Source organism: Phytobacter massiliensis JC163 (assembly GCF_000321045.1).
Lineage (GTDB): Bacteria > Pseudomonadota > Gammaproteobacteria > Enterobacterales > Enterobacteriaceae > Phytobacter_A > Phytobacter_A massiliensis.
Map to the genome: position 1 here is coordinate 207,624 of NZ_HE578947.1, position 21,169 is coordinate 228,792.

Annotated in this window: 25 protein-coding genes and 2 pseudogenes; 20 read left to right on the top strand and 7 right to left on the bottom strand. The window is 55.1% G+C overall.

What is annotated here, in order from left to right:
- The 6 genes from ENTHG_RS15100 (at nucleotide 1) to ENTHG_RS15125 (ending at nucleotide 5,299) form a co-directional block, all read left to right on the top strand.
- Entirely contained in the window at nucleotides 1–702 is a 702-nt protein-coding gene (locus ENTHG_RS15100) for a PspA/IM30 family protein (RefSeq protein WP_044181321.1), read from the top strand.
- A 3-nt stretch (nucleotides 703–705) separates the two neighbouring features.
- Entirely contained in the window at nucleotides 706–1,365 is a 660-nt protein-coding gene (locus ENTHG_RS15105) for a YjfK family protein (protein ID WP_044181324.1), read from the top strand.
- A 15-nt stretch (nucleotides 1,366–1,380) separates the two neighbouring features.
- Nucleotides 1,381–1,779 (top strand): DUF350 domain-containing protein, encoded by a 399-nt coding sequence (locus ENTHG_RS15110; protein WP_044181326.1) that lies wholly within the window; start codon nucleotides 1,381–1,383, stop codon nucleotides 1,777–1,779.
- Nucleotides 1,779–2,429 (top strand): DUF1190 domain-containing protein, encoded by a 651-nt coding sequence (locus ENTHG_RS15115; RefSeq protein ID WP_052332720.1) that lies wholly within the window; start codon nucleotides 1,779–1,781, stop codon nucleotides 2,427–2,429. The genes ENTHG_RS15110 and ENTHG_RS15115 overlap by 1 nt, the downstream gene beginning before the upstream one ends.
- A 2-nt stretch (nucleotides 2,430–2,431) precedes the next feature.
- A complete protein-coding gene (locus tag ENTHG_RS15120) occupies nucleotides 2,432–3,595 on the top strand; it encodes a glutathionylspermidine synthase family protein (RefSeq protein WP_044181330.1) in 1,164 nt (387 codons plus the stop codon).
- An 84-nt stretch (nucleotides 3,596–3,679) separates the two neighbouring features.
- Nucleotides 3,680–5,299 (top strand): isovaleryl-CoA dehydrogenase, encoded by a 1,620-nt coding sequence (locus ENTHG_RS15125; RefSeq protein ID WP_044181333.1) that lies wholly within the window; start codon nucleotides 3,680–3,682, stop codon nucleotides 5,297–5,299.
- Nucleotides 5,300–5,384: 85 nt separating this feature from the next.
- Here the strand turns inward: ENTHG_RS15125 and yjfN are convergent, their stop codons facing one another.
- Nucleotides 5,385–5,660, bottom strand: a complete 276-nt coding sequence (yjfN, locus tag ENTHG_RS15130) for a DUF1471 family protease activator YjfN (protein WP_044181336.1) — start codon at nucleotides 5,658–5,660, stop codon at nucleotides 5,385–5,387.
- A 139-nt stretch (nucleotides 5,661–5,799) separates the two neighbouring features.
- On the bottom strand, nucleotides 5,800–6,105 hold the full coding sequence (bsmA, locus tag ENTHG_RS15135; RefSeq protein WP_044181339.1) for a biofilm peroxide resistance protein BsmA: 306 nt from the start codon (nucleotides 6,103–6,105) through the stop codon (nucleotides 5,800–5,802).
- 209 nt (nucleotides 6,106–6,314) lie between these two features.
- Here bsmA and yjfP point away from each other — a divergent pair, with 209 nt between their 5' ends.
- Nucleotides 6,315–7,064, top strand: coding sequence for an esterase (gene yjfP, locus ENTHG_RS15140; protein WP_044181340.1), 750 nt, complete (start codon nucleotides 6,315–6,317; stop codon nucleotides 7,062–7,064).
- 9 nt (nucleotides 7,065–7,073) lie between these two features.
- On the opposite strand, the gene ulaR is transcribed toward yjfP, so the two are convergent.
- Together ulaR and ulaG are read right to left on the bottom strand one after the other, a co-directional pair.
- The gene (gene ulaR, locus ENTHG_RS15145; protein ID WP_044181342.1) at nucleotides 7,074–7,829 is read right to left on the bottom strand and encodes an HTH-type transcriptional regulator UlaR; all 756 of its coding nucleotides are present in this window, start codon (nucleotides 7,827–7,829) and stop codon (nucleotides 7,074–7,076) included.
- A gap of 118 nt (nucleotides 7,830–7,947) precedes the next feature.
- A pseudogene (ulaG, locus tag ENTHG_RS15150) lies at nucleotides 7,948–9,013 on the bottom strand (L-ascorbate 6-phosphate lactonase).
- A 361-nt stretch (nucleotides 9,014–9,374) separates the two neighbouring features.
- Here ulaG and ulaA point away from each other — a divergent pair.
- The 6 genes and pseudogenes from ulaA to ENTHG_RS15180 all read left to right on the top strand — a co-directional run bounded on the left by ulaA (nucleotide 9,375) and on the right by ENTHG_RS15180 (nucleotide 13,781).
- Nucleotides 9,375–10,771 (top strand): annotated as a pseudogene (gene ulaA / locus ENTHG_RS15155) (PTS ascorbate transporter subunit IIC).
- A gap of 14 nt (nucleotides 10,772–10,785) precedes the next feature.
- Nucleotides 10,786–11,091 (top strand): PTS ascorbate transporter subunit IIB, encoded by a 306-nt coding sequence (gene ulaB, locus ENTHG_RS15160; RefSeq protein ID WP_044181344.1) that lies wholly within the window; start codon nucleotides 10,786–10,788, stop codon nucleotides 11,089–11,091.
- Between the two features lie 9 nt (nucleotides 11,092–11,100).
- Entirely contained in the window at nucleotides 11,101–11,565 is a 465-nt protein-coding gene (gene ulaC / locus ENTHG_RS15165; RefSeq protein ID WP_044181346.1) for a PTS ascorbate transporter subunit IIA, read from the top strand.
- A 12-nt stretch (nucleotides 11,566–11,577) separates the two neighbouring features.
- Entirely contained in the window at nucleotides 11,578–12,231 is a 654-nt protein-coding gene (gene ulaD / locus ENTHG_RS15170; protein ID WP_106403282.1) for a 3-keto-L-gulonate-6-phosphate decarboxylase UlaD, read from the top strand.
- A gap of 9 nt (nucleotides 12,232–12,240) precedes the next feature.
- Nucleotides 12,241–13,095: an L-ribulose-5-phosphate 3-epimerase gene (locus ENTHG_RS15175; protein ID WP_044181347.1), complete on the top strand. Its 855-nt coding sequence runs from the start codon at nucleotides 12,241–12,243 to the stop codon at nucleotides 13,093–13,095.
- Nucleotides 13,095–13,781: an L-ribulose-5-phosphate 4-epimerase gene (locus ENTHG_RS15180; RefSeq protein WP_044181350.1), complete on the top strand. Its 687-nt coding sequence runs from the start codon at nucleotides 13,095–13,097 to the stop codon at nucleotides 13,779–13,781. The genes ENTHG_RS15175 and ENTHG_RS15180 overlap by 1 nt, the downstream gene beginning before the upstream one ends.
- A 126-nt stretch (nucleotides 13,782–13,907) precedes the next feature.
- Here ENTHG_RS15180 and ENTHG_RS15185 read toward each other — a convergent pair whose 3' ends face one another.
- Entirely contained in the window at nucleotides 13,908–14,180 is a 273-nt protein-coding gene (locus tag ENTHG_RS15185) for a DUF1471 domain-containing protein (RefSeq protein WP_044181353.1), read from the bottom strand.
- A 344-nt stretch (nucleotides 14,181–14,524) separates the two neighbouring features.
- Between ENTHG_RS15185 and rpsF the strand changes: the two genes are divergently transcribed.
- From rpsF to ENTHG_RS15210, 5 genes are all read left to right on the top strand, one after another.
- Nucleotides 14,525–14,920: a 30S ribosomal protein S6 gene (gene rpsF, locus ENTHG_RS15190; protein ID WP_044181355.1), complete on the top strand. Its 396-nt coding sequence runs from the start codon at nucleotides 14,525–14,527 to the stop codon at nucleotides 14,918–14,920.
- 5 nt (nucleotides 14,921–14,925) lie between these two features.
- Entirely contained in the window at nucleotides 14,926–15,240 is a 315-nt protein-coding gene (gene priB, locus ENTHG_RS15195; protein ID WP_044181358.1) for a primosomal replication protein N, read from the top strand.
- Between the two features lie 4 nt (nucleotides 15,241–15,244).
- On the top strand, nucleotides 15,245–15,472 hold the full coding sequence (gene rpsR / locus ENTHG_RS15200) for a 30S ribosomal protein S18 (protein ID WP_000135199.1): 228 nt from the start codon (nucleotides 15,245–15,247) through the stop codon (nucleotides 15,470–15,472).
- Between the two features lie 41 nt (nucleotides 15,473–15,513).
- Nucleotides 15,514–15,963 carry a 50S ribosomal protein L9 gene (gene rplI / locus ENTHG_RS15205; RefSeq protein WP_044181360.1) on the top strand — a complete coding sequence of 150 codons (450 nt, stop codon included), beginning with the start codon at nucleotides 15,514–15,516 and terminating at the stop codon, nucleotides 15,961–15,963.
- A gap of 151 nt (nucleotides 15,964–16,114) precedes the next feature.
- Entirely contained in the window at nucleotides 16,115–17,053 is a 939-nt protein-coding gene (locus ENTHG_RS15210; RefSeq protein ID WP_044181363.1) for a DMT family transporter, read from the top strand.
- A gap of 34 nt (nucleotides 17,054–17,087) precedes the next feature.
- On the opposite strand, the gene ENTHG_RS15215 is transcribed toward ENTHG_RS15210, so the two are convergent.
- On the bottom strand, nucleotides 17,088–17,738 hold the full coding sequence (locus tag ENTHG_RS15215; protein ID WP_044181366.1) for a LysM-like peptidoglycan-binding domain-containing protein: 651 nt from the start codon (nucleotides 17,736–17,738) through the stop codon (nucleotides 17,088–17,090).
- A gap of 266 nt (nucleotides 17,739–18,004) precedes the next feature.
- Between ENTHG_RS15215 and bamJ the strand changes: the two genes are divergently transcribed.
- Nucleotides 18,005–18,625: a BamJ family beta-barrel-assembly machinery protein gene (gene bamJ / locus ENTHG_RS15220; protein WP_044181369.1), complete on the top strand. Its 621-nt coding sequence runs from the start codon at nucleotides 18,005–18,007 to the stop codon at nucleotides 18,623–18,625.
- A gap of 296 nt (nucleotides 18,626–18,921) precedes the next feature.
- Complete coding sequence (cycA, locus tag ENTHG_RS15225) at nucleotides 18,922–20,331, top strand: D-serine/D-alanine/glycine transporter (protein ID WP_044181371.1); 1,410 nt, start codon at nucleotides 18,922–18,924, stop codon at nucleotides 20,329–20,331.
- A 76-nt stretch (nucleotides 20,332–20,407) separates the two neighbouring features.
- Here cycA and ytfE read toward each other — a convergent pair whose 3' ends face one another.
- Nucleotides 20,408–21,070 carry an iron-sulfur cluster repair protein YtfE gene (ytfE, locus tag ENTHG_RS15230; RefSeq protein WP_044181374.1) on the bottom strand — a complete coding sequence of 221 codons (663 nt, stop codon included), beginning with the start codon at nucleotides 21,068–21,070 and terminating at the stop codon, nucleotides 20,408–20,410.
- Between the last annotated feature and the right edge of the window lie 99 nt (nucleotides 21,071–21,169).

Sequence of the window (21,169 nt, forward strand, 5' to 3'; positions counted from 1 at the left end):
ATGGGTATCTTAAAGAGCTTGTTTACATTAGGAAAATCGGTGATTGCCCAGGCCGGGGACTCTCTGGAAGAGGCGCAGGGCGTGCGGATGCTGGAGCAGCATATCCGCGATGCGAAAACAGAACTGGAGAAAGCGGGTAAATCACGGGTTGACCTGCTGGCCCGCGTCAAACTCAGCAACGACAAGCTGAAAGACCTGCGTGAGCGTAAAGAGAGCCTCGAAGCGCGAGCGATGCAGGCGATAAGCAAAAACGTTGATGCTTCTTTGCTTAACGAGGTGGCCGAAGAGATCGCGCGCCTTGAAAATACCATTAGCGCAGAAGAGCAAGTGCTTACTAACCTCGAGGCCTCACGCGATAGCGTCGAGCGTGCGGTAGCGGCGACTGCCCAGCGTATTTCCCAGTTTGAGCAGCAGCTCGAGGTGGTGAAAGCCACCGAGGCGATGCAGCGGGCGCAGCAGGCGGTTTCCACTTCCACGCTGGGAGCCTCTTCCAACGTCGCAACGGCGGCAGAGTCATTAAAACGCCTGCAGGCACGCCAGGCTGAGCGGCAGGCGCGGCTGGATGCCGCAGAGCAGCTGGAAAAAGTGGCCGATGGCCGCGATCTTGACCAGAAACTTGCCGAAGCGGGTATTGGCGGGCCGCAAAAGAGTTCAGCGCAGGATGTGCTGGCGCGGCTGCAGCGCGAGCGGGACGCAAAATAAAAAATGCTGGGATTGTTCAAAAATCTTTTCGGCAAGCCCGCGCAGCCAGGCCCTGCGCGCGGCCCCCTCGGCCTGCATGTCAATGCGGGCTTTACCCTCGACGTGATGATGTTTCGCCTGTGCGCTGACCAGCTACTGGTGGAACTGCCCGGCGAAGAGTACACCATCGGTGCCTGCGGAACATTCGATCTTGGCGCAGGGTGCACGCTTTACCGCTATTACACGACGGGGGATGAGTTCCTGCAAATTAGCACCTCCGGCGGCCAGGGCGCGGAGAATATCGATGATATTAAGCTTTTCGTTTACGAGGATAGCGACGGGATCTCTGGTCAGAAGGCGTGGCTTGAGCGGATTAGCGCCAAATCCATGGGCGCGCGCCGATTGCAGTGGGCCGACCATTGCTGGCAGCGGGTATTCAACGAAGAAGAAGCAGGCAATATCGAGCCGATTTACACCCTCGAAAAGGTGGAAAACCCCGCGGGCGCGCGTTGGGAAATTCATAACTTTATGATGGCGTACCAACGCGAGGCGGCTGACGGCCTGTATGAGTATCTGCTGCTTAATGGCGAAGAGACATTTAACGACAGAAACCAGCCGGAGTGGCTCTTTTCCCGGGCGTTAGGCGTTGATATTCCCCTGACCTCATTGAGCGTTATTGGCTAATTTAAGGAAAAAAATATGCATATCCTGGATTCACTGCTGGCGTTTTGCTCTTACTTTTTTATTGGTCTGGCAATGGTTATGGTTTTTCTTTTCGTCTATTCACGCGTGACGCCGCATGATGAATGGCAACTGATCAAAAATAATAACTTTGCGGCCTCGCTGGCCTTTAGCGGCACGCTGCTGGGCTACGTTATTCCGTTATCCAGCGCGGCGATTAACTCCGTCAGCATTCCCGATTACCTCGCATGGGGCTTTATTGCGCTTATTGTGCAGCTTCTGGTTTACGGCGGCGTGCGCCTGTATATGCCGAAGCTGAGTGAAAAGATCATTAACCGCAACTTCGCCGCCGGGTTATTTATGGGCACCGCGGCGCTGGCAGGCGGTATTTTTAACGCAGCGTGTATGACATGGTAATGGACGATCATGGCAAGAAAAAACAGAGAAGACAGAATAAACCTGTCATGTCGCCGGCGCAGAGCCGGGGGCAGCGCTATAACGGCACCTACAGGAATAGCCAGTCAGGACGTAAAAGCGGGCGCTTTTTAACTCTGGCGATTATGGGCGGCGCGGCCTTTTTTGTACTGAAAGGGTGCAGCAGCGACAGCAGTAACGACAACGACGGGGACGGCGTTTTTTATACCTCGCCGCAGGACTGCGTTAACGACGGCAACAGCGCACAGCTGTGTACGGACGCCTGGAACAACGCAAAAGCGAAATTCGAGGCTGGCATTCCGCACCGCATGTCACAGTCGCAGTGTGCGCACACTTACGATCACTGCTACTACGATAACGTTGCCAACAGCTGGGCGCCGGTGCTTACCGGGTTCCTGCTCAGCAAAGCGATACGTAAAGATCGTGACGAAGAGTACACCTACAGCAGCGGCGGCTCTTCTTACGCCTCCCGTGCGGTATGGCGCACCACTGCGGGCGACTACACCTGGCGAACGGGGAACAAAGGTACCTCGGCGGACGGCCACGCCGGCTACGCCACCAAAAAAGTGGCGACCGTCTCACGCGGCGGCTATGGCCGCTCCTCCAGCGCCCGCGGCAGCTGGGGAGGCTAAAGATGCTACGCCATAACGTACCGGTCCGGCCCGGGCTTGATAAAATCGCCGAGGACCACGGCTTCGATTTTCACATTATTGATGACGAAGTCTACTGGGATGAAAGTCGCGCTTATCGCTTCACTCTGCGCCAGATTGAGGAGCAGATCGAAAAGCCCACCGCAGAACTGCACCAGATGTGTCTGGATATCGTCGGGCGGGCGGTAAAGGATGAGCATATTATGGAGCAGCTGGCGATCCCGCCGCTTTACTGGGACGCCATCGCGCAGAGCTGGCGCGATGGGGATCCGTCTCTCTATGGGCGTATGGATTTTGTCTGGTGTGGAAACGGGCCGGTGAAGCTGCTGGAGTACAACGCCGATACGCCTACCTCGCTGTATGAGTCAGCCTATTTCCAGTGGCTGTGGATGACGGATGCCGCCAGTGCCGGCATTATTCCGCGCGATGCCGATCAGTACAACGCTATTCAGGACAAACTGATTGCCCGCTTTGGCGAGCTCTACGGTAGCGACCCGCTCTATTTCTGCTGCTGCCAGGAGTCGACGGAAGATCGCGGTACCGTTCTCTATCTGGAGGACTGCGCCCGCCAGGCCGGGCTGGATACCCGTTTTCTCTATGTGGAAGAGCTTGGCCTTGGCGTTGGCGGCGTGCTTACTGACCTTGATGACAACGTGATCCGCCGGGCTTTCAAGCTTTATCCGCTGGAGTGGATGATGCGCGATGAAAACGGCCCGCTGCTGTGTAAGCGCCGCGAGCAGTGGCTTGAGCCGCTGTGGAAAAGCATCTTAAGCAACAAAGGCTTATTGCCGCTGCTGTGGCGTTACTTCCCTGACCATCCAAACCTGCTGCCCGCCTGGTTTGATGGCGAGTCACCCGCGATCCCCGCTGGCGGCAGCTACGTACAGAAGCCGCTTTTTTCCCGCGAAGGGGGCAACATCACCATTTATGACGGCATGCAAAATATCATCGATAGCGCCGACGGCGACTATGCCGAAGAACCGGTTATCTATCAGGCGTTTGCGCCGCTGCCCCGTTTTGGCGATAGCTATACCCTGTTGGGTAGCTGGATTGTGGATGATGAAGCGGTGGGAATGGGCATCCGCGAAGATAATTCACTGATTACAAAAGATACTTCGCGGTTTGTTCCGCACTATATCGCGGGCTAATCCTCATTTTGTGACCTCCCTTCGTTCAGTATCGCGGAAAGCTGTTCATACTGTTCGCTACCGCTTGCAACGGAGGGAGACACAATGCACTGGCAAACCCACACCGTTTTCAACCAGCCCACGCCGCTTAATAACAGTAACCTTTTCCTTTCAGACCGCGCGCTGTACGACGCCGTAATGCGTGAGGGTGCCGGTTGGGATGCTGAACTGCTCGCCAGTATCGGCCAGCAACTGGGTACAGCGGAATCGCTGGAGCTCGGCAGGCTGGCGAACGCTAATCCGCCTGAACTGCTGCGCTACGATGCGACCGGAGCGCGGCTGGACGATGTGCGTTTCCATCCGGCCTGGCATCTACTGATGCAGGGGCTGTGCGCCAACCGGGTACATAATCTTGCCTGGCAGGAAGACGCGCGCAGCGGGGCGTTTGTCGCCCGCGCCGCCCGTTTTATTCTTCACGCGCAGGTCGAGGCGGGATCGCTGTGTCCTGTCACCATGACGTTTGCCGCTACGCCGCTGCTGCAACAGTGCCTGCCCGCGCCGTTTGCCGACTGGATCGGCCCCTTATTAAGCGATCGTTACGATCCTCATCTCGCGCCCGGTGGGCAGAAACGGGGCTTGCTGATTGGCATGGGGATGACCGAAAAGCAGGGGGGATCGGATGTTCTCAGCAACACCACCCGGGCCGATAAATGCGGCGATTTTTACCGGCTGGTGGGGCATAAATGGTTTTTCTCGGTGCCGCAAAGCGATGCGCATCTGGTGCTGGCGCAGGCGAAAGGGGGACTCTCCTGCTTTTTCGTCCCGCGTTTTTTGCCGGATGGACAGCGAAACACTGTTCGTCTGGAAAGGCTAAAAGAGAAAATGGGCAATCGTTCCAATGCCAGCAGCGAAGCCGAGTTTCCCGACGCTCACGGCTGGCTGCTGGGTGAAGAGGGCGATGGCGTCCGGCAGATCCTCAAAATGGGCGGCCTGACGCGGTTTGACTGTGCGCTGGGTAGCCATGGCCTGATGCGGCGCGCCTTCTCGGTGGCGCTGTATCATGCCCATCAGCGTCAGGCGTTTGGTAAAAACCTTGTTGACCAGCCGATGATGCGTGAAGTGCTCAGCCGCATGGCGTTACAGCTTGAAGGGCAAACCGCGTTTCTCTTCCGCCTGGCGCGGGCATGGGATAACCGGGCCAATCCAGAGGCGGCGCTATGGGCGCGGCTGTTTACCCCAGTTGCCAAGTTTGCCGTCTGTAAGGCTGGCATACCTTTTGTGGCGGAGGCGATGGAGGTGCTGGGAGGTATCGGGTACTGCGAAGAGAGCGAGTTACCGCGCCTCTACCGTGAAATGCCGGTAAACAGTATCTGGGAAGGGGCCGGCAATATTATGTGCCTGGATGTGCTGCGGGTCATCAGTAAACAGCCGGGCATTCATGCCATGCTGCAGGAGGAGTTTGGCGCGGTGAAAGGCCAGGATCGCCATTTCGATCGGGCCTGGCGACAGCTACAGCAAAGGCTGCATAAACTCAATGAAACCCAGGGATGCGAAGTGACTCAGCAGCTGTTTTTGCTGGCCGCCGGCGCACAGATGCTGCGCTTTGCCTCGCCGCCAGTAGCCCAGGCCTGGTGTCGGCTGATGCTCGACTCACGCGGCGTTACTCCGCTAGAGGAAAAGGTGCGTGCAGACGTGCTCGGGCGCGCGACGGGCGGCGTTGGCTGATTTAAACCCTGTCGCCCACATCCGGGAGTCCGGGGGCGCTGTCGCTACCCGGGCAACGATCCCAATGCTGCTGTTTAAAGGGCCGTCAGGCGTACAGAATGGCCTGCGCGCGCCAGTTATCAACCCGCTGCTCTTCCTGCATATGAATAATGCGGTACCAGGACGCGCCCTGTTCATCCGCTTTCAGCGCGATGACCCGTTCAACATCCTGGGGGCTGCCAAAGATGTTATCAACAGAAATCAGACCGATTTCATTCAGCCCGGTAACGCAGTCCGCACTCGCGAACTCTGCTGACTGCGCTGCTGCGCCGGATAGCCCCGGAGAAAACAACAGTGAGTTTAAGGCAAGAGATCGTTTCATATCCGCTCCATTTCACGTTACCCCGATTGATGACAGGGCACTCCTTCGCGCGAAAATCCATACATTCCATTGTGCACAGGCAAACATAAAAGGACGCAAATCAGTGTAAATCTTCCTTAAACCCGCAAGCCGTTACGCGTTATTGACGATATAACAGCGCTCTTGCATACCAGCGGCCCGGAAGTACAGTGTCATCCATCATTAATATGACGTAGTAATCAGCTTTGGCGTCGGTGGCTCTGGCTTTAATTTCATCTTCCACATCCATCGGCGAACCGAGCACCGTCACGCTGAATGCGCCAATCTCCTGCAGGCCCTGCGTCTGATTGCGACTAATTTCCTGCGGACGATCGCTTACTGGCGGCGCGGGTTGCGGCTTACCTTCCAGCACGCTACATCCGCTTAACAACAGCGCCAAAATAAAAGGGATGAACCAGCGAATCATCTTTTATGTCTCCTGATAGCCATAGTGTAGTGAGGTAATAAATCTGTATTAGGGGGAATGTTCCCATTTTGCGCTCAGGCGCCAGACTTTCGAATGAAAATGCGATCCAGGCGTAATTTTTGTGTGGACAAAAGAAAATCGCTGACATATTCCCGCTTGCATCGTTTAAAGACCGGTGGCATATCTGCACTATAGATCACGGGGGAATAATGGTTGAACTCGAAGTAACTCATTTTGCGAATATCGAAACGCTGCATGCCTTTCCGACGGGGAAAAGCGTGGAGCCGTTACCCTGTGTTATTTTCTACCACGGGTTTACCTCATCCAAACTGGTATACAGCTATTTCGCGGTGGCGCTTGCACAGGCGGGGATGCGGGTCATTATGCCGGATGCGCCAGAGCATGGCGCCCGTTTTAACGGCGATGCCCGGCAGCGCTTATCCCATTTCTGGCAAATCCTGCAGGGCAATTTCAATGAGTTTGCCGGGCTTTGCGCAGCGCTCCATGCCCGGCGGTTAGTTGACGCCGATCGTCTGGCGGTTGGCGGCGCTTCAATGGGCGGGATGACGGCGCTTGGCCTGATGACGCAGTTCCCCCAGATTCGCTGCGTGGCGAGCCTGATGGGGTCGGGCTATTTCTCAACGCTGTCGCGCAGCCTCTTTCCGCCCCTTACGGTAACGTCGCCGGAAGAGCAGGCACGCTTCGATGCTATCACCGCGCCGCTGGCAAAATGGGATGTTTCCTCGCAGCTGTCGACGCTTGCGGATCGGCCGCTCCTGCTATGGCACGGTGAAGAGGATGATGTCGTGCCTGCCGTTGAGACCCTGCGCCTGCAGCAGGCGATGTCAGAACAGAAGCTGGATAAACAGCTCACCTGCCTGTGGGAGGCGGGGGTTAAACACCGTATTACCCCCGATGCGCTGGAGGCGACGGTGCGTTTTTTCTCCCGTCACCTCTGAGTGAAGCCGCTACACGCGCATAATTTTCACCCCTTGATCCTCCAGCCTGCTGAGGATGTCGGGGTTGGCCTGTTTACCGGTAATCACTAAGTCTATCTGCTCGGCGCTGCTAAACAGCATGCCTGCCCGTTCGCCGACTTTGCTGCTATCGACCAGCACCACCAGCTTACCGACCATATTGAGCATCTTCTGCTCGGCCATGGCGGTAAGCATATCGGTTTTATAAAGCCCTTCTGCCGTCAGTCCTTTGCCGCTGGTGAACATCCAGTGCCCGGCATAAAGGCTGTTTTCACTGCTCTGCGGGCCAAGGGTAATCGACTGGCTTTTATTGTACTGCCCGCCCATGATCACCACGCTCTCATGCTCCTGATCAATCAGGTAGTTAGCGAGAGGCAGATAATTAGTGATGATTTGCACCGGTTTACCGCACATTTCGCGGCCAAGCAAAAAGGCGGTTGAACCGCAGTTGATGACTACGCTTTCGCCCGGGTTAACCAGCTGCGAAGCGGCCTTGGCGATACGCACCTTCTCATCGTGATGTAGCGCCTCGTGAATATTCATTGGCGTCCAGCGCGAGCGTTGCTGGCTGATAGCCTCTGCGCCGTTGCGCACTTTTTTTAATTTACCGCTCTCATCAAGCTTATTGATGTCACGGCGAGCCGTCGCAGGCGAAACACCAAGGCTGGCGATGACTTGCTCCACCGTGATGAAGCCCGTTTGCGCCAGTTTATCCAGCAGTATTTGATGTCGTTGCGCTTCCGTCATGAGCTATTCCGATAATAAATGATGTCGAAAGATGATATTTGAAATAGCCTGAAAATACTAAAAGTAAGTGCACAATATCAACGGGGCAGTGGCGGGCATGTTTCCATGCCCGCTTTTCTTACAGGAATGATTTAAACGGTAAATCTGGCTCAATGGTAAAGCAGTCATCAAAGCCGCGCGGGTAATGGTACTCAAAATTATCCTTGTCGAGCGGCCAGGTGAATTTGCCGCCAACCTGCCAGATAAAGGGCTTAAAGCCGTACTGCAACCGGTCTTTTTTCATTTCCCACAGCACGCGGATCTCCTGCGGATCGGCCTGGAAATTGGACCAGATATCGTGGTGGAAAGGGATAACCACTTTCGCCTTCAACGACTCCGCCATACGCAGGATATCCGCGCTGGTCATTTTGTCGGTAATGCCCCGTGGGTTCTCGCCGTAGGAGCCGAGCGCCACGTCAATATGATGCTCATTGCCGTGTTTGGCGTAGTAGTTGGAATAGTGCGAATCACCGCTGTGGTAGAGCGTGCCGCCCGGCGTTTTAAAGAGATAGTTAACCGCACGCAGATCCATACCGTCGGGTAAGACGCCCGCCGCTTTTTGCTCCGGGGGAAGGGTAATTAATGCCGTGCGGTCAAAGGCATCAAGCGCGTGAATTTCAATATCTTTTACTTTCACCACGTCGCCGGGTTTCACCACGATGCAGCGTGATTTCGGCACGCCCCAGCCAACCCACAGATCGACACAGGTTTGCGGCCCGATAAACGGCACGTCATCCGCGCAGTTTTGCAGCACGGCAGCGGCGACATTGACATCAATATGATCGTTATGATCGTGGGTCGCAAGGATGGCATCTACCTGGCGAATAGCAAACGGATCGAGAACAAACGGCGTCGTGCGCAGGTTGGGCTGCAGCTTTTTAACCCCCGCCATACGTTGCATCTGATGGCCCGTTTTCATGAGCGGATTGCCGTGCGTCTGTTTGCCCGTACCGCACCAGAAATCGACGCACACATTCGCGCCGCCTTCCGATTTTAGCCATATACCGGTACACCCCAGCCACCACATAGCTAAAGGTGCCCGGCGCTACGCGCTCTTGTTCGATCTCTTCATTCAGCCAGCTTCCCCACTCCGGGAAGGTGCTCAGTATCCACGATTCCCGTGTAATGGTGTCAATCTTACTCATCGTTCGCTCCTTGCCGTTACATTCATTAACAATCATAAAATGACAACTTATGATTTATATTTTCATAGTTTTATCACGGTTGCAATGGGGGTAACGGCCTAAAAAAGCGCGGCAACAGCGAGGTAAACAACCATCTCCGCCGCCGGGTGAAGTTGCTTTTCGTGTTTATATTTATGATTTTGAATATTTTTTTAATTGATGTAATAGCGGCGATGTATTCATCAGTGCAAATCAGCAAATAATTTGCGTGATACATCACAAATAATCATATCCAATCTTTTGGTGATTATTTGTGATTGATAGAGTGACATCTCTTTCTGCTGTGTTGCGCAGATGCGGCAATTTGATACTGGAGCGAGTTATGGAGATCCTCTACAACATCTTCACCGTTTTTTTAACCAGGTTATGACGAATGCCCCGTTGTTACTGGGTATCGTGACCTGCATCGGTTATATCCTGCTGCGTAAAAGCGCCAGCGTTATCGTGAAGGGAACGATAAAGACGATAATCGGCTTTATGCTCTTGCAGGCAGGGTCAGGGATACTGACCAGCACGTTTAAGCCTGTTGTCGCCAAAATGTCCGAGGTTTACGGCATTAACGGCGCTATCTCTGACACTTACGCCTCTATGATGGCGACCATCGAACGGATGGGCGAGGCGTACAGCTGGGTCGGGTACGCGGTGCTTCTCGCGCTGGCGTTAAACATCATTTACGTCCTGCTGCGCCGCATTACCGGTATTCGCACCATCATGCTCACCGGGCATATCATGTTCCAGCAGGCCGGGCTGATCGCGGTGTTCTTTTTTATCTTCGGCTACTCCATGTGGACCACGATTATCTGTACCGCGGTGCTGGTTTCGCTCTATTGGGGTATTACCTCCAATATGATGTTTAAACCTACGCAGGAGGTCACGGATAACTGCGGTTTTTCCATCGGCCATCAGCAGCAGTTTGCCTCGTGGATAGCTTACAAAGTTGCGCCCTGGCTGGGCAAAAAAGAAGAGAGCGTCGAAGAGCTGAAACTGCCCGGCTGGCTTAACATTTTCCATGACAACATCGTCTCCACCGCCATTGTCATGACGGTCTTTTTTGGCGCAATCCTCCTTTCGTTCGGCCTTGATACGCTCCAGGCAATGGCCGGGGCGACACACTGGTCCATCTATATCCTGCAAACCGGCTTTCAGTTCGCGGTGGCGATTTTCATCATCACTCAGGGCGTGCGCATGTTCGTGGCGGAACTGTCAGAGGCCTTTAACGGAATTTCACAGCGTTTAATTCCCGGCGCCGTACTGGCCATTGACTGCGCGGCTATCTATAGCTTCGCGCCCAACGCGGTGGTATGGGGCTTTATGTGGGGCACCATTGGGCAGCTTATTGCGGTGGGCATCCTTGTTGGGTGCGGCTCCTCTATCCTGATCATTCCTGGCTTTATCCCCATGTTCTTCTCCAACGCCACCATTGGCGTCTTCGCTAACCATTTTGGCGGCTGGCGTGCGGCTATCAAGATCTGCCTGGTGATGGGCATGATCGAAATCTTTGGCTGCGTATGGGCGGTAAAACTGACCGGCATGAGCGCGTGGATGGGGATGGCAGACAGGTCAATTCTGGCACCGCCGATGATGCAAGGGTTCGCGTCGCTTGGCCTGGTGTTTATGGCCGTCATTATTCTGATTGCACTGGCTTATATGTTCTTCGCCGGACGCGCTCTGCGCGCTGAGGAAGACGCGGAAAAACAACTGACAGAACACACTGTTTAACAAGGAGTTTAATTATGACCGTTCGTATTCTTGCCGTATGCGGCTGTGGGCAAGGCAGCTCCATGATTATGAAAATGAAAGTCGACCAGTTCCTTACCCAGCAGAAGGTCGATCACACGGTAAACAGTTGTGCGGTAGGGGAATATAAGAGCGAGCTCAACGGAGCGGACATTATTATCGCGTCTACTCACGTCGCCAGCGAAATTGAAGTCAGCGGCAACAAATATGTCGTTGGGGTTCGCAATATGCTCTCCGCTGCGGATTTTGGCCCGAAGCTAATGGAAGTGATCGGCGCCCATTTTCCGCAGGATGTGAAATAAGGATTCGCCATGAAACTACGAGATTCGCTGGCGGAAAATAACGCTATTCGCCTGCAGGCCGAAGCCAGCACCTGGCAGGAAGCCGTGAAGATTGGCGTGGATTTACTGGTAGAGGCGGATGTTGTCGAGCCCTGTTACTACCAGGCGATTCTGGATGGCGTAGCGCGGTTCGGTCCCTACTTTGTGATCGCGCCCGGGCTTGCCATGCCGCACGGGCGTCCTGAGGAGGGGGTGAAGAAAAATGGCTTCGCGCTGGTGACGCTAAAAACGCCTCTCGCCTTTAACCATGAAGACAACGATCCGGTCGATATTCTTATCACCCTGGCGGCGGTAGATGCGCGCACGCACCAGGAGGAAGGGATCATGCAGATCGTCAATCTGTTTGAAGATGAAGAGAATTTTGACCGTTTGCGCGCCTGCCGTACCGCGCAGGAAGTGCTGGAACTGATTGATAACGCCACGGCGGCGGCATAAGGAGCATTAACCATGTCTGATTTACCGATGTTGCAGGTAGCGCTGGATAACCAGACGCTGTCTGACGCTTATGAAACTACCCGTTTAATTGCCGAAGAGGTGGATATCATCGAGGTCGGCACCATTTTATGCGTTGGCGAAGGGGTGCGCGCAGTACGCGACCTTAAGGCGCTCTATCCGCATAAAATTGTTCTGGCGGACGCTAAAATCGCCGACGCCGGGAAAATCCTCTCCAGAATGTGTTTTGAGGCTAACGCCGATTGGGTCACCGTCATCTGCTGCGCCGATATCAATACCGCGAAAGGCGCGCTGGACGTGGCGAAAGAGTTCAACGGCGACGTGCAAATTGAACTGACCGGCTTCTGGACCTGGGAGCAGGCGCAGCAGTGGCGCGACGCGGGCATTCAGCAGGTGGTGTACCACCGCAGCCGTGATGCGCAGGCGGCAGGCGTCGCCTGGGGCGAGGCGGATATCAGCGCCATTAAACGCCTGGCGGACATGGGCTTCAAAGTAACGGTGACGGGCGGCCTGGCGCTGGAGGATCTCCCGCTGTTCAAGGGCATTCCGATCCATGTCTTTATCGCCGGTCGCAGCATCCGCGATGCGGCTTCACCGGTGGAAGCCGCCCGGCAGTTCAAACGCTCCATCGCCCAGCTATGGGGTTAAGGAGTGGATATGCTGTCGAAACAGAATCCGCTTGGTATCTATGAAAAAGCGCTCCCCGCCGGGGAGTGCTGGCTGGAACGGCTGCAGCTGGCAAAACAGTTAGGGTTCGATTTTGTCGAAATGTCAGTTGATGAAACCGATCTGCGGCTGGCGCGTCTGGACTGGAGCCGGGAAGAGCGGCTGGCGCTGGTGCAGGCCATTGCTGAAACGGGCGTGCGCGTGCCGTCCATGTGTCTGAGCGCGCACCGGCGCTTTCCGCTGGGGAGCGAAGACGATGCAATCCGCGCCACGGGGCTGGAGATCATGCGCAAGGCCATCGCGTTCGCACAGGATGTCGGCATTCGGGTGATTCAGCTTGCGGGTTACGATGTCTACTATCAGGAGGCCAACGATGAAACGCGTCGCCGTTTCCGTGACGGCCTGAAAGAGAGCGTTGAGATGGCCAGCCGCGCGCAGGTGACGCTGGCGATGGAGATCATGGATTATCCCCTGATGAACTCCATCAGCAAGGCGTTGGGCTATGCCCACTACCTGAACAACCCGTGGTTTCAGCTCTACCCTGATATCGGCAACCTTTCCGCCTGGGATAACGACGTGCAGATGGAGCTGCTGGCTGGTGCCGGGCATATCGTGGCGGTGCATGTTAAAGACACCCGCCCGGGGGTATTTAAAAATGTTCCTTTCGGCACAGGCGTCGTGGATTTCGAAAGCTGCTTCGCCACGCTCAGGCAAAGCGGCTACTGCGGTCCGTATCTGATTGAGATGTGGAGTGAAACGGCGGAAGACCCGATAGCGGAAGTGGCGAAAGCCCGCGACTGGGTGAAGGCGCGTATGGCCCGTGCAGGCCTGGTGGAGGCGGCATAATGCAAAAGCTAAAGCAGCAGGTGTTCGAGGCCAATATGGACTTGCCGCGTCATGGGCTGGTGACCTTTACCTGGGGGAACGTGAGCGCCATCGATCGCGCGCGTGGCCTTGTAGTAATCAAGCCCAGCGGCGTCGCCTATGAAACCATGTCGGCGGAGGATATGGTCGTTGTCGATATAGATGGCAAGGTGGTGGAAGGGCGCTATCGTCCCTCATCCGATACCGCGACGCATCTGGCGCTCTATCTGCGCTATCCGTCGCTTGGCGGCATTGTTCACACCCACTCAACGCATGCGACGGCCTGGGCTCAGGCGGGGCTGCCGATTCCGGCGCTCGGTACGACGCATGCTGACTACTTCTATGGCGACATTCCCTGTACCCGGGGGCTAAGCGCGGAAGAGGTGGCAGAGGCGTATGAGTCGAATACCGGCAAGGTGATCGTTGAAACGCTGGGCGATGTTGAACCGCTGCATACGCCGGGAGTAGTGGTGTATCAGCACGGCCCCTTCGCGTGGGGTAAGGATGCCGCCGATGCCGTACATAACGCCGTTGTCATGGAAGAGGTAGCGCGAATGGCGTGGATTGCGCGCGGGATTAATCCGCAGCTTAAGCCCATCGACGGCTGGTTAATGGACAAACATTTCATGCGCAAGCATGGCCCCAACGCCTACTACGGGCAGAAGTAAAGGATAGCGCCCCGGATAACCTCATCTTCGGGTGAACGTAACCGGTCGTCCGGGGCCATTTTCAGGCAAAAAAAGCCCCCGCTTTGCGGGGGCGAAATTGTGATGGCAAGGGTAAACTGTCTGCGTCTAGCGATAAATATCGGCACCGGCGGCAATAACACCGCGGCTGCCAGCCAGGCGGAACAGAGCAGAGTGGTAATATTTCTCTCCCCTGGCTTCTGCTTCTTCTTTTAGTGTGCGATCTGCTTCGCTGTCCGTGGCGAGTTTATGATTAATGTAAATAACGCCCAGGCTTCGCACATCATCCATATTTTGGGCTTGCTGACCGTCACTATTGATGGCCGCTGCCGCGTTTGCGCTGATAAGCAGCGCCGTAAGTAATATTGCGATGTTTTTCATAGTATTGCGCTCCAAAACTGCTTACACCGAGACCGTCAGAACATGCATCCTCCCGTCGTCTTGAGGTTTGTTTAAAGTCTACGCGTTTGCGGCAAAACCTATCGCGACCATTTCTGATGCAGTCGTTCAAAAAATTGCCGTAACGCATGATGGTTAATTTTAATTCGCCGTTGTAGAGCAGCTTTGCGCTTAGTGCGAATTATTTACGCAATCAGCTTGAGTTTGGTGGGGTAGATAAGTATTATGACGCGTCAATTTTTCAGCCGACCTTTAACACGTTCCTTGCCTCCCCGGGCCTCGGCTGACCCAGACAGGAGGCTGAATAATCCGTAAGGAGCAATTCGATGCGTCATTACGAAATCGTTTTTATGGTCCATCCTGACCAGAGCGAACAGGTTCCGGGCATGATCGAGCGTTACTCTGCTGCCATCACTGGTGCAGAAGGCAAGATCCACCGTCTGGAAGACTGGGGCCGCCGTCAGCTGGCTTACCCGATCAACAAACTGCACAAAGCTCACTACGTTCTGCTGAACGTTGAAGCACCGCAGGAAGTTATCGATGAGCTGGAAACGACTTTCCGCTTCAACGATGCCGTTATCCGTAGCATGGTAATGCGTACTAAGCACGCTGTTACCGAAGCATCTCCGATGGTTAAAGCGAAAGACGAGCGCCGTGAGCGTCGCGATGATTTCGCCAACGAAACCGCAGACGATGCTGATGCTGGGGATTCTGAAGAGTAATCCTGATGACCAACCGTCTGGTGCTGTCCGGCATTGTATGCAGGACCCCACTTCGTAAGGTCAGCCCGTCAGGAATTCCTCACTGCCAGTTGATGCTTGAGCATCGTTCGGTGCAGGAGGAAGCCGGTTTTCACCGGCAGGCATGGTGCCAAATGCCCGTTATCATTAGCGGACACGAAAACCAGGCCATTACTCACAGTATAACGGTCGGCAGCAGCATAACCGTTCAGGGGTTCATCTCTTGCCACAAGGCAAAGAACGGCCTGAGCAAAATGGTTCTGCATGCCGAGCAGATTGAATTGATAGATTCTGGAGACTAGCCAAATGGCACGTTATTTCCGTCGTCGCAAGTTCTGCCGTTTCACCGCGGAAGGCGTTCAAGAGATCGACTATAAAGATATCGCTACGCTGAAAAACTACATCACCGAAAGCGGTAAGATTGTCCCGAGCCGTATCACCGGTACCCGTGCAAAATACCAGCGTCAGCTGGCTCGCGCTATCAAACGCGCTCGCTACCTGTCCCTGCTGCCGTACACTGATCGTCATCAGTAATCGGTCACGGTCCATTAATACGACTTTGAGAGGATAAGGTAATGCAAGTTATTCTGCTTGATAAAGTAGCAAACCTGGGTAGCCTGGGTGATCAGGTTAACGTTAAAGCGGGCTATGCTCGTAACTTCCTGGTACCGCAGGGTAAAGCTGTTCCGGCTACCAAGAAAAACGTTGAATACTTCGAAGCACGTCGCGCTGAACTGGAAGCTAAACTGGCTGACGTTCTGGCTGCTGCCAATGCACGCGCTGAGAAAATCAACGCCCTGGAAACTGTAACCATCGCGTCTAAAGCTGGCGACGAAGGTAAACTGTTCGGTTCCATCGGTACTCGCGACATCGCTGACGCTGTAACTGCAGCTGGCGTTGAAGTGGCTAAGAGCGAAGTTCGTCTGCCGAACGGCGTTCTGCGTACCACTGGCGAACACGAAGTGGACTTCCAGGTTCACAGCGAAGTATTCGCTAAACTGATCGTTAACGTTGTTGCTGAGTAATTCAGTTTCTGACGTTGCGTAAAAACGCCGGCCCTGTGCCGGCGTTTTGCTTTTCTGCGTGCGCCTTCCCGCTTCCCGGTTTTCTTCATAGCTATTCCTTATCCTTTCCGCGATAATCCAAAATAAAACGTTATTTTGAAATGGTGCAAGCATGGAAAATGTCTGCCAGCCGCCGCTTTTTGCCCGCAAGCATGCGGCCTATGCGGGTGCGGCGCTATGTTGTCTGCTGTGGGGAAGCGCCTATCCGGCGATCAAGAGCGGCTATGAAATTTTCCAGATTGCCGCGGACGATATCCCCTCAAAGATCGTCTTCGCCGGTTATCGTTTTATCTTCGCCGGATTGCTGCTGCTGATGCTTGCCGCCGCCCAGCGCAGGCCGCTGACTATTCTGGCGCCTCGCCAGTACGGGCAGCTTGTGCTTCTGGGGCTGACGCAAACCTCGCTGCAATACACCTTCTTTTATATCGGCCTTGCTTTCACTACCGGCGTAAAAGGCTCGATCATTAATGCCACCGGCACCTTCTTTAGCGTGCTGCTGGCGCACTTTATCTACCACAACGATAAGCTGAGCTATAACAAAACCCTCGGCTGCGTGCTGGGCTTTGCCGGCGTGATGGTGGTTAACCTCAGCAACGGCCTGCTGGATTTCAGCTTTAGCCTGATGGGGGACGGGTTTGTGATGCTGGCGGCGCTGATTCTGTCGGCGTCTACGCTCTACGGTAAACGCCTCTCCCAGACTATCGATCCGATGGTCATGACGGGCTACCAATTGGCATTTGGCGGGGTGGCGCTAACGGTGGGCGGCTATATTTTTGGCGGTTCGCTGGCGGTACACGGCATCGCCTCGGTCGCTATTCTGGGCTACCTGACGCTGCTCTCCTCTATCGCCTTCGCGCTGTGGAGCGTACTGCTCAAGTACAACCGCGTAAGCATGATTGCGCCGTTCAACTTCCTGATCCCGGTCTCAGGCGTGCTGTTGTCGGCTATGTTCCTGGGGGAAAATATTCTCGAATGGAAATATGCGGTTGCGCTGGTGCTGGTCTGCTCCGGCATCTGGTGGGTGAATAAAGTCGGCAGGAAAGCCGCATAAGATAAGCGTTACCCCGGCGCGCCGGGGTAACTCATTAGCGAGCGCGAATAAAGCTGCCATCCTGTTGCCGGGTGAACAGCACCTGGCCATCTGCGCCTTCAATGGTCAGTCCGGTGACCACGCCGCTGGCGTTCTGACGGATTTTTACCATCTGCCCGCTTTGCAAACTGCTTAACGGCTTGCCAGCCCCTTCCACTTTCGCCATCGCGTAGACGTCGGTTGGCGGCAGGTTATGGTCGCGGAAAAGCTGCGCCAGCGTTTTCCCCTGTTCGATACGATAGCTGCGCCACTGCTGTTCAATGCCGCCCGCGGCAGGTGCAGATACGGGCGCCTGTGCCTCGTCCTGCACCTCATCCTGCGGCTGCTCCTGCACCGGCTCCGGCTCAAGAGGGGCCGTCTGCTGCGGTTCGTTAAGCGCGGGCGCGGTCTGTTGATTTTGTACCGGGAACGCCTGCCCGGAAGAGGACGGCTGTGACTGGGACTGCAAATCCAGCTGCGCTTCGCGGCTGGTTGAGGAGACAGGCTGCTCGTCGTTCGCAGGCAGCAGAAAGCCGATAATCATCAGCAGGGCGGCGATGATGATTCCCCGACGATGCATGAGCGGCAGCGGGTCCATAATGCGAAAGTTATCCGGGGCGTGCCAGATTTTCGCCAGGGTAGGTTTCAGTTCAAAGCGCCCGGGCATGGCTTTCCTCCTGCTCCGCGTCATTTTTTATCCTGTCTGGTTGAGTATATACGCTAAATAATGGGCGTTACATGTCGCGTGAAGATGGCGAACAGTCTGCTGGTCGGCGTAATGCTTTGTTTCACTGCACGATATTGAGAAATATCTTACCGGGTCTATTCTTTCCGTTTCTCTGCGATTTGTCATCTTTCCCGCGACAAAGTTTACCCGCCGCGGCACGACTGTTATGCTGCGCGCTACTTTAAAAAGCGATGAAAGGAAAAGCCATGACAACCCCAACGTTTGACACCATCGAAGCGCAGGCCAGCTACGGCATTGGTTTGCAGGTCGGTCAGCAGCTTAGTGACTCCGGTCTGCAGGGGCTGTTGCCGGAAGCGCTGGTCGCAGGTATCGCGGACGCGCTGGCAGGCAAACAGCCTGCGGTGCCGGTGGATGTGGTGCATCGCGCGCTGCGTGAAATCCATGAACGTGCTGATGCGGTGCGTCGTGCTCGTTTTGAAGAGATGGCGGCGGAAGGGGTGAAATACCTTGATGAGAACCGCGAGCGCGAAGGGGTAAACAGCACCGAGTCTGGTTTACAGTTCCGTGTTATCACCCAGGGCGAAGGCGCGATCCCGGCACGCACCGATCGCGTGCGTGTGCACTACACCGGTAAGCTGATTGACGGCACCGTGTTTGACAGCTCCGTTGCCCGCGGCGAACCGGCGGAATTCCCGGTGAACGGCGTTATCGCAGGCTGGATCGAGGCGCTGACCCTGATGCCGGTAGGCTCTAAATGGGAACTGACCATTCCGCATAACCTGGCCTATGGCGAGCGTGGCGCGGGTGCCTCTATCCCGCCGTTCAGCACCCTGGTTTTTGAAGTGGAACTGCTGGAAATCCTGTAATGTTCCATCGCTTCCTCTCCTCCTGCGATGAGAGGAAGCGCGCTTTCTGCGCGAATCATTCATAAATGATATAAATACCGATATATTATCTTGCACCTGCGCTTAGCTGGTGTATTTTTGTGAGCTATATCGCGTCGTCTGAGTGATATGCTACTCACTTTAAACAAATATTTAACATCACATTTAATTCAGAGTATTCATCCCGCCGATTCTTACCTAATATCGTTGCGTCCCCGAGAGGACGATTGATGCACATAAAGGCCAGAAGAGCCCAACAACACAGACAGGAAATAAACATGGTAGATCAGGTTAAAGTTGTCGCCGGTGAAGAGGCGTCGACTGAACAATCGCTACGGCGAAATCTCACAAACCGGCATATTCAGCTTATCGCTATCGGCGGCGCAATCGGGACCGGGCTATTTATGGGCTCGGGGAAAACCATCAGTCTGGCGGGGCCGTCGATCATTTTTGTTTATATGATCATCGGCTTTATGCTCTTTTTCGTTATGCGTGCGATGGGCGAGCTGCTGCTGTCGAACCTGGAGTATAAGTCGTTCAGCGATTTTGCCGCCGATCTGCTTGGCCCCTGGGCGGGCTATTTCACCGGCTGGACCTACTGGTTCTGCTGGGTGGTAACGGGTATGGCGGACGTGGTGGCGATCACCGCTTACGCCCAGTTCTGGTTCCCTGGTCTTTCCGACTGGATCGTGGCCCTGGCCGTAGTGGTGCTGCTGCTGAGCCTGAACCTCGCCACGGTAAAAATGTTTGGCGAAATGGAGTTCTGGTTCGCCATGATCAAGATTGTCGCCATCGTGGCGCTGATCGTGGTCGGGCTGGTGATGGTACTGATGCATTTCAAATCGCCGACCGGGGTGGAAGCCTCCTTCGCGCACTTGTGGAATGACGGCGGCTGGTTCCCGAAAGGCATCAGCGGTTTCTTTGCCGGTTTCCAGATAGCGGTCTTCGCCTTTGTGGGCATAGAGCTGGTGGGCACCACCGCCGCAGAGACTAAAGATCCCGAGAAGTCGCTGCCGCGTGCGATTAACTCTATTCCGATTCGTATCATCATGTTCTACGTGTTTGCGCTGATAGTGATTATGTCGGTCACGCCGTGGAGTTCGGTGGTGCCGGATAAGAGCCCGTTTGTGGAACTGTTTGTGCTGGTGGGGCTGCCCGCTGCGGCAAGCATTATTAACTTTGTGGTGCTGACCTCCGCCGCCTCTTCCGCTAACAGCGGCGTCTTCTCCACCAGCCGCATGCTGTTTGGCCTGGCGCAGGATAAGGTCGCGCCGAAGGCGTTTGGTAAGCTCTCAAAACGCGCCGTACCGGCAAAAGGGCTGACCTTCTCCTGCATCTGTCTGTTGGGCGGGGTAGTGATCCTGTATGTGAATCCAAGCGCGATTGCCGCGTTCACCATGATCACGACCGTCTCAGCGATCCTGTTTATGTTCGTCTGGACAATTATTCTCTGCTCGTATCTGGCCTATCGTAAAAACCGTCCGCAGCTGCACGCCGCATCCACCTATAAGATGCCGCTTGGCAAGCTGATGTGCTGGGTTTGCATGGTGTTCTTTGTCTTCGTGCTGGCGCTGCTGACGCTGGAAGCGGACACGCGGCAGGCGCTGATGGTGACCCCGCTGTGGTTTATCGTGCTGGGTCTGGGCTGGCTGGTCGTTGGGAAAAAACGTCTGGCGGACAAACGCTAATTTGCAGCCATAAAAAAGAGCCGCGCAGGCGGCTCAGAAGACTTCCATGAATCAGGGCGCTCTCAGGCGCCTTTTTTTATTCTCCAGCGAGGGCACGCGGGAACAGAACGTTATTTTCCAGGCTGATGTGTTCCATCAGATCGTCGATTAATTCATTAATGCCGTTGTACATCGCTTTCCAGGTGGTGCACGCTTCCGGCGGCGGCGTGACATTATTGGTGATGTGCTTAATCACCTCCAGCAGTTCACCCGCTTCGTCATGCTCGCTTTCCATCACGCTAATTGGCCCATTCGCCTGGCTGCCCATGCCCTGTTTGATAAGCGGGAACAGAATGCGCTCCTCTTTCAGCATATGGCTGGAGAGCTCCTCATGCAGCATAGAGAGATATTTGGTCAGCCCCTTCGGCACGTTCGGTTTGTCGGCGTGAACGCGCTCCACTTTGGTCGCTTGCAGAATAAGCTCCGGCAGCTGTTCGCGGTGGCGGTCATGATAACGCACGATAATATGATCGATGATTTCGCTCAGCGCGGTTGTGCGCCACTCCTTCTCTACTGGCTGTTCGGCCAGCGTCGCCAGCTCTGCTTCTATGGCGTCGATATTCAGCTCCTTGCGTGCCGCTGCACGCTCCAGCGTCTGTTTGCCGCCACAGCAGTAGTCCATATCGTATTTGCGAAACAGGGCGGAAGCGCGAGGAATAGAGAGCGCCAGTTCGCCCAGCGGTTGGTCACGGAAAGCCATAACGATTACCTCATCTGAATTTATAACATGTATTTTAAATGCATCTTTAATTCGATGATATACCCCTTTCGGGGCGGGGTAAATCGTCCGTAGCCGACG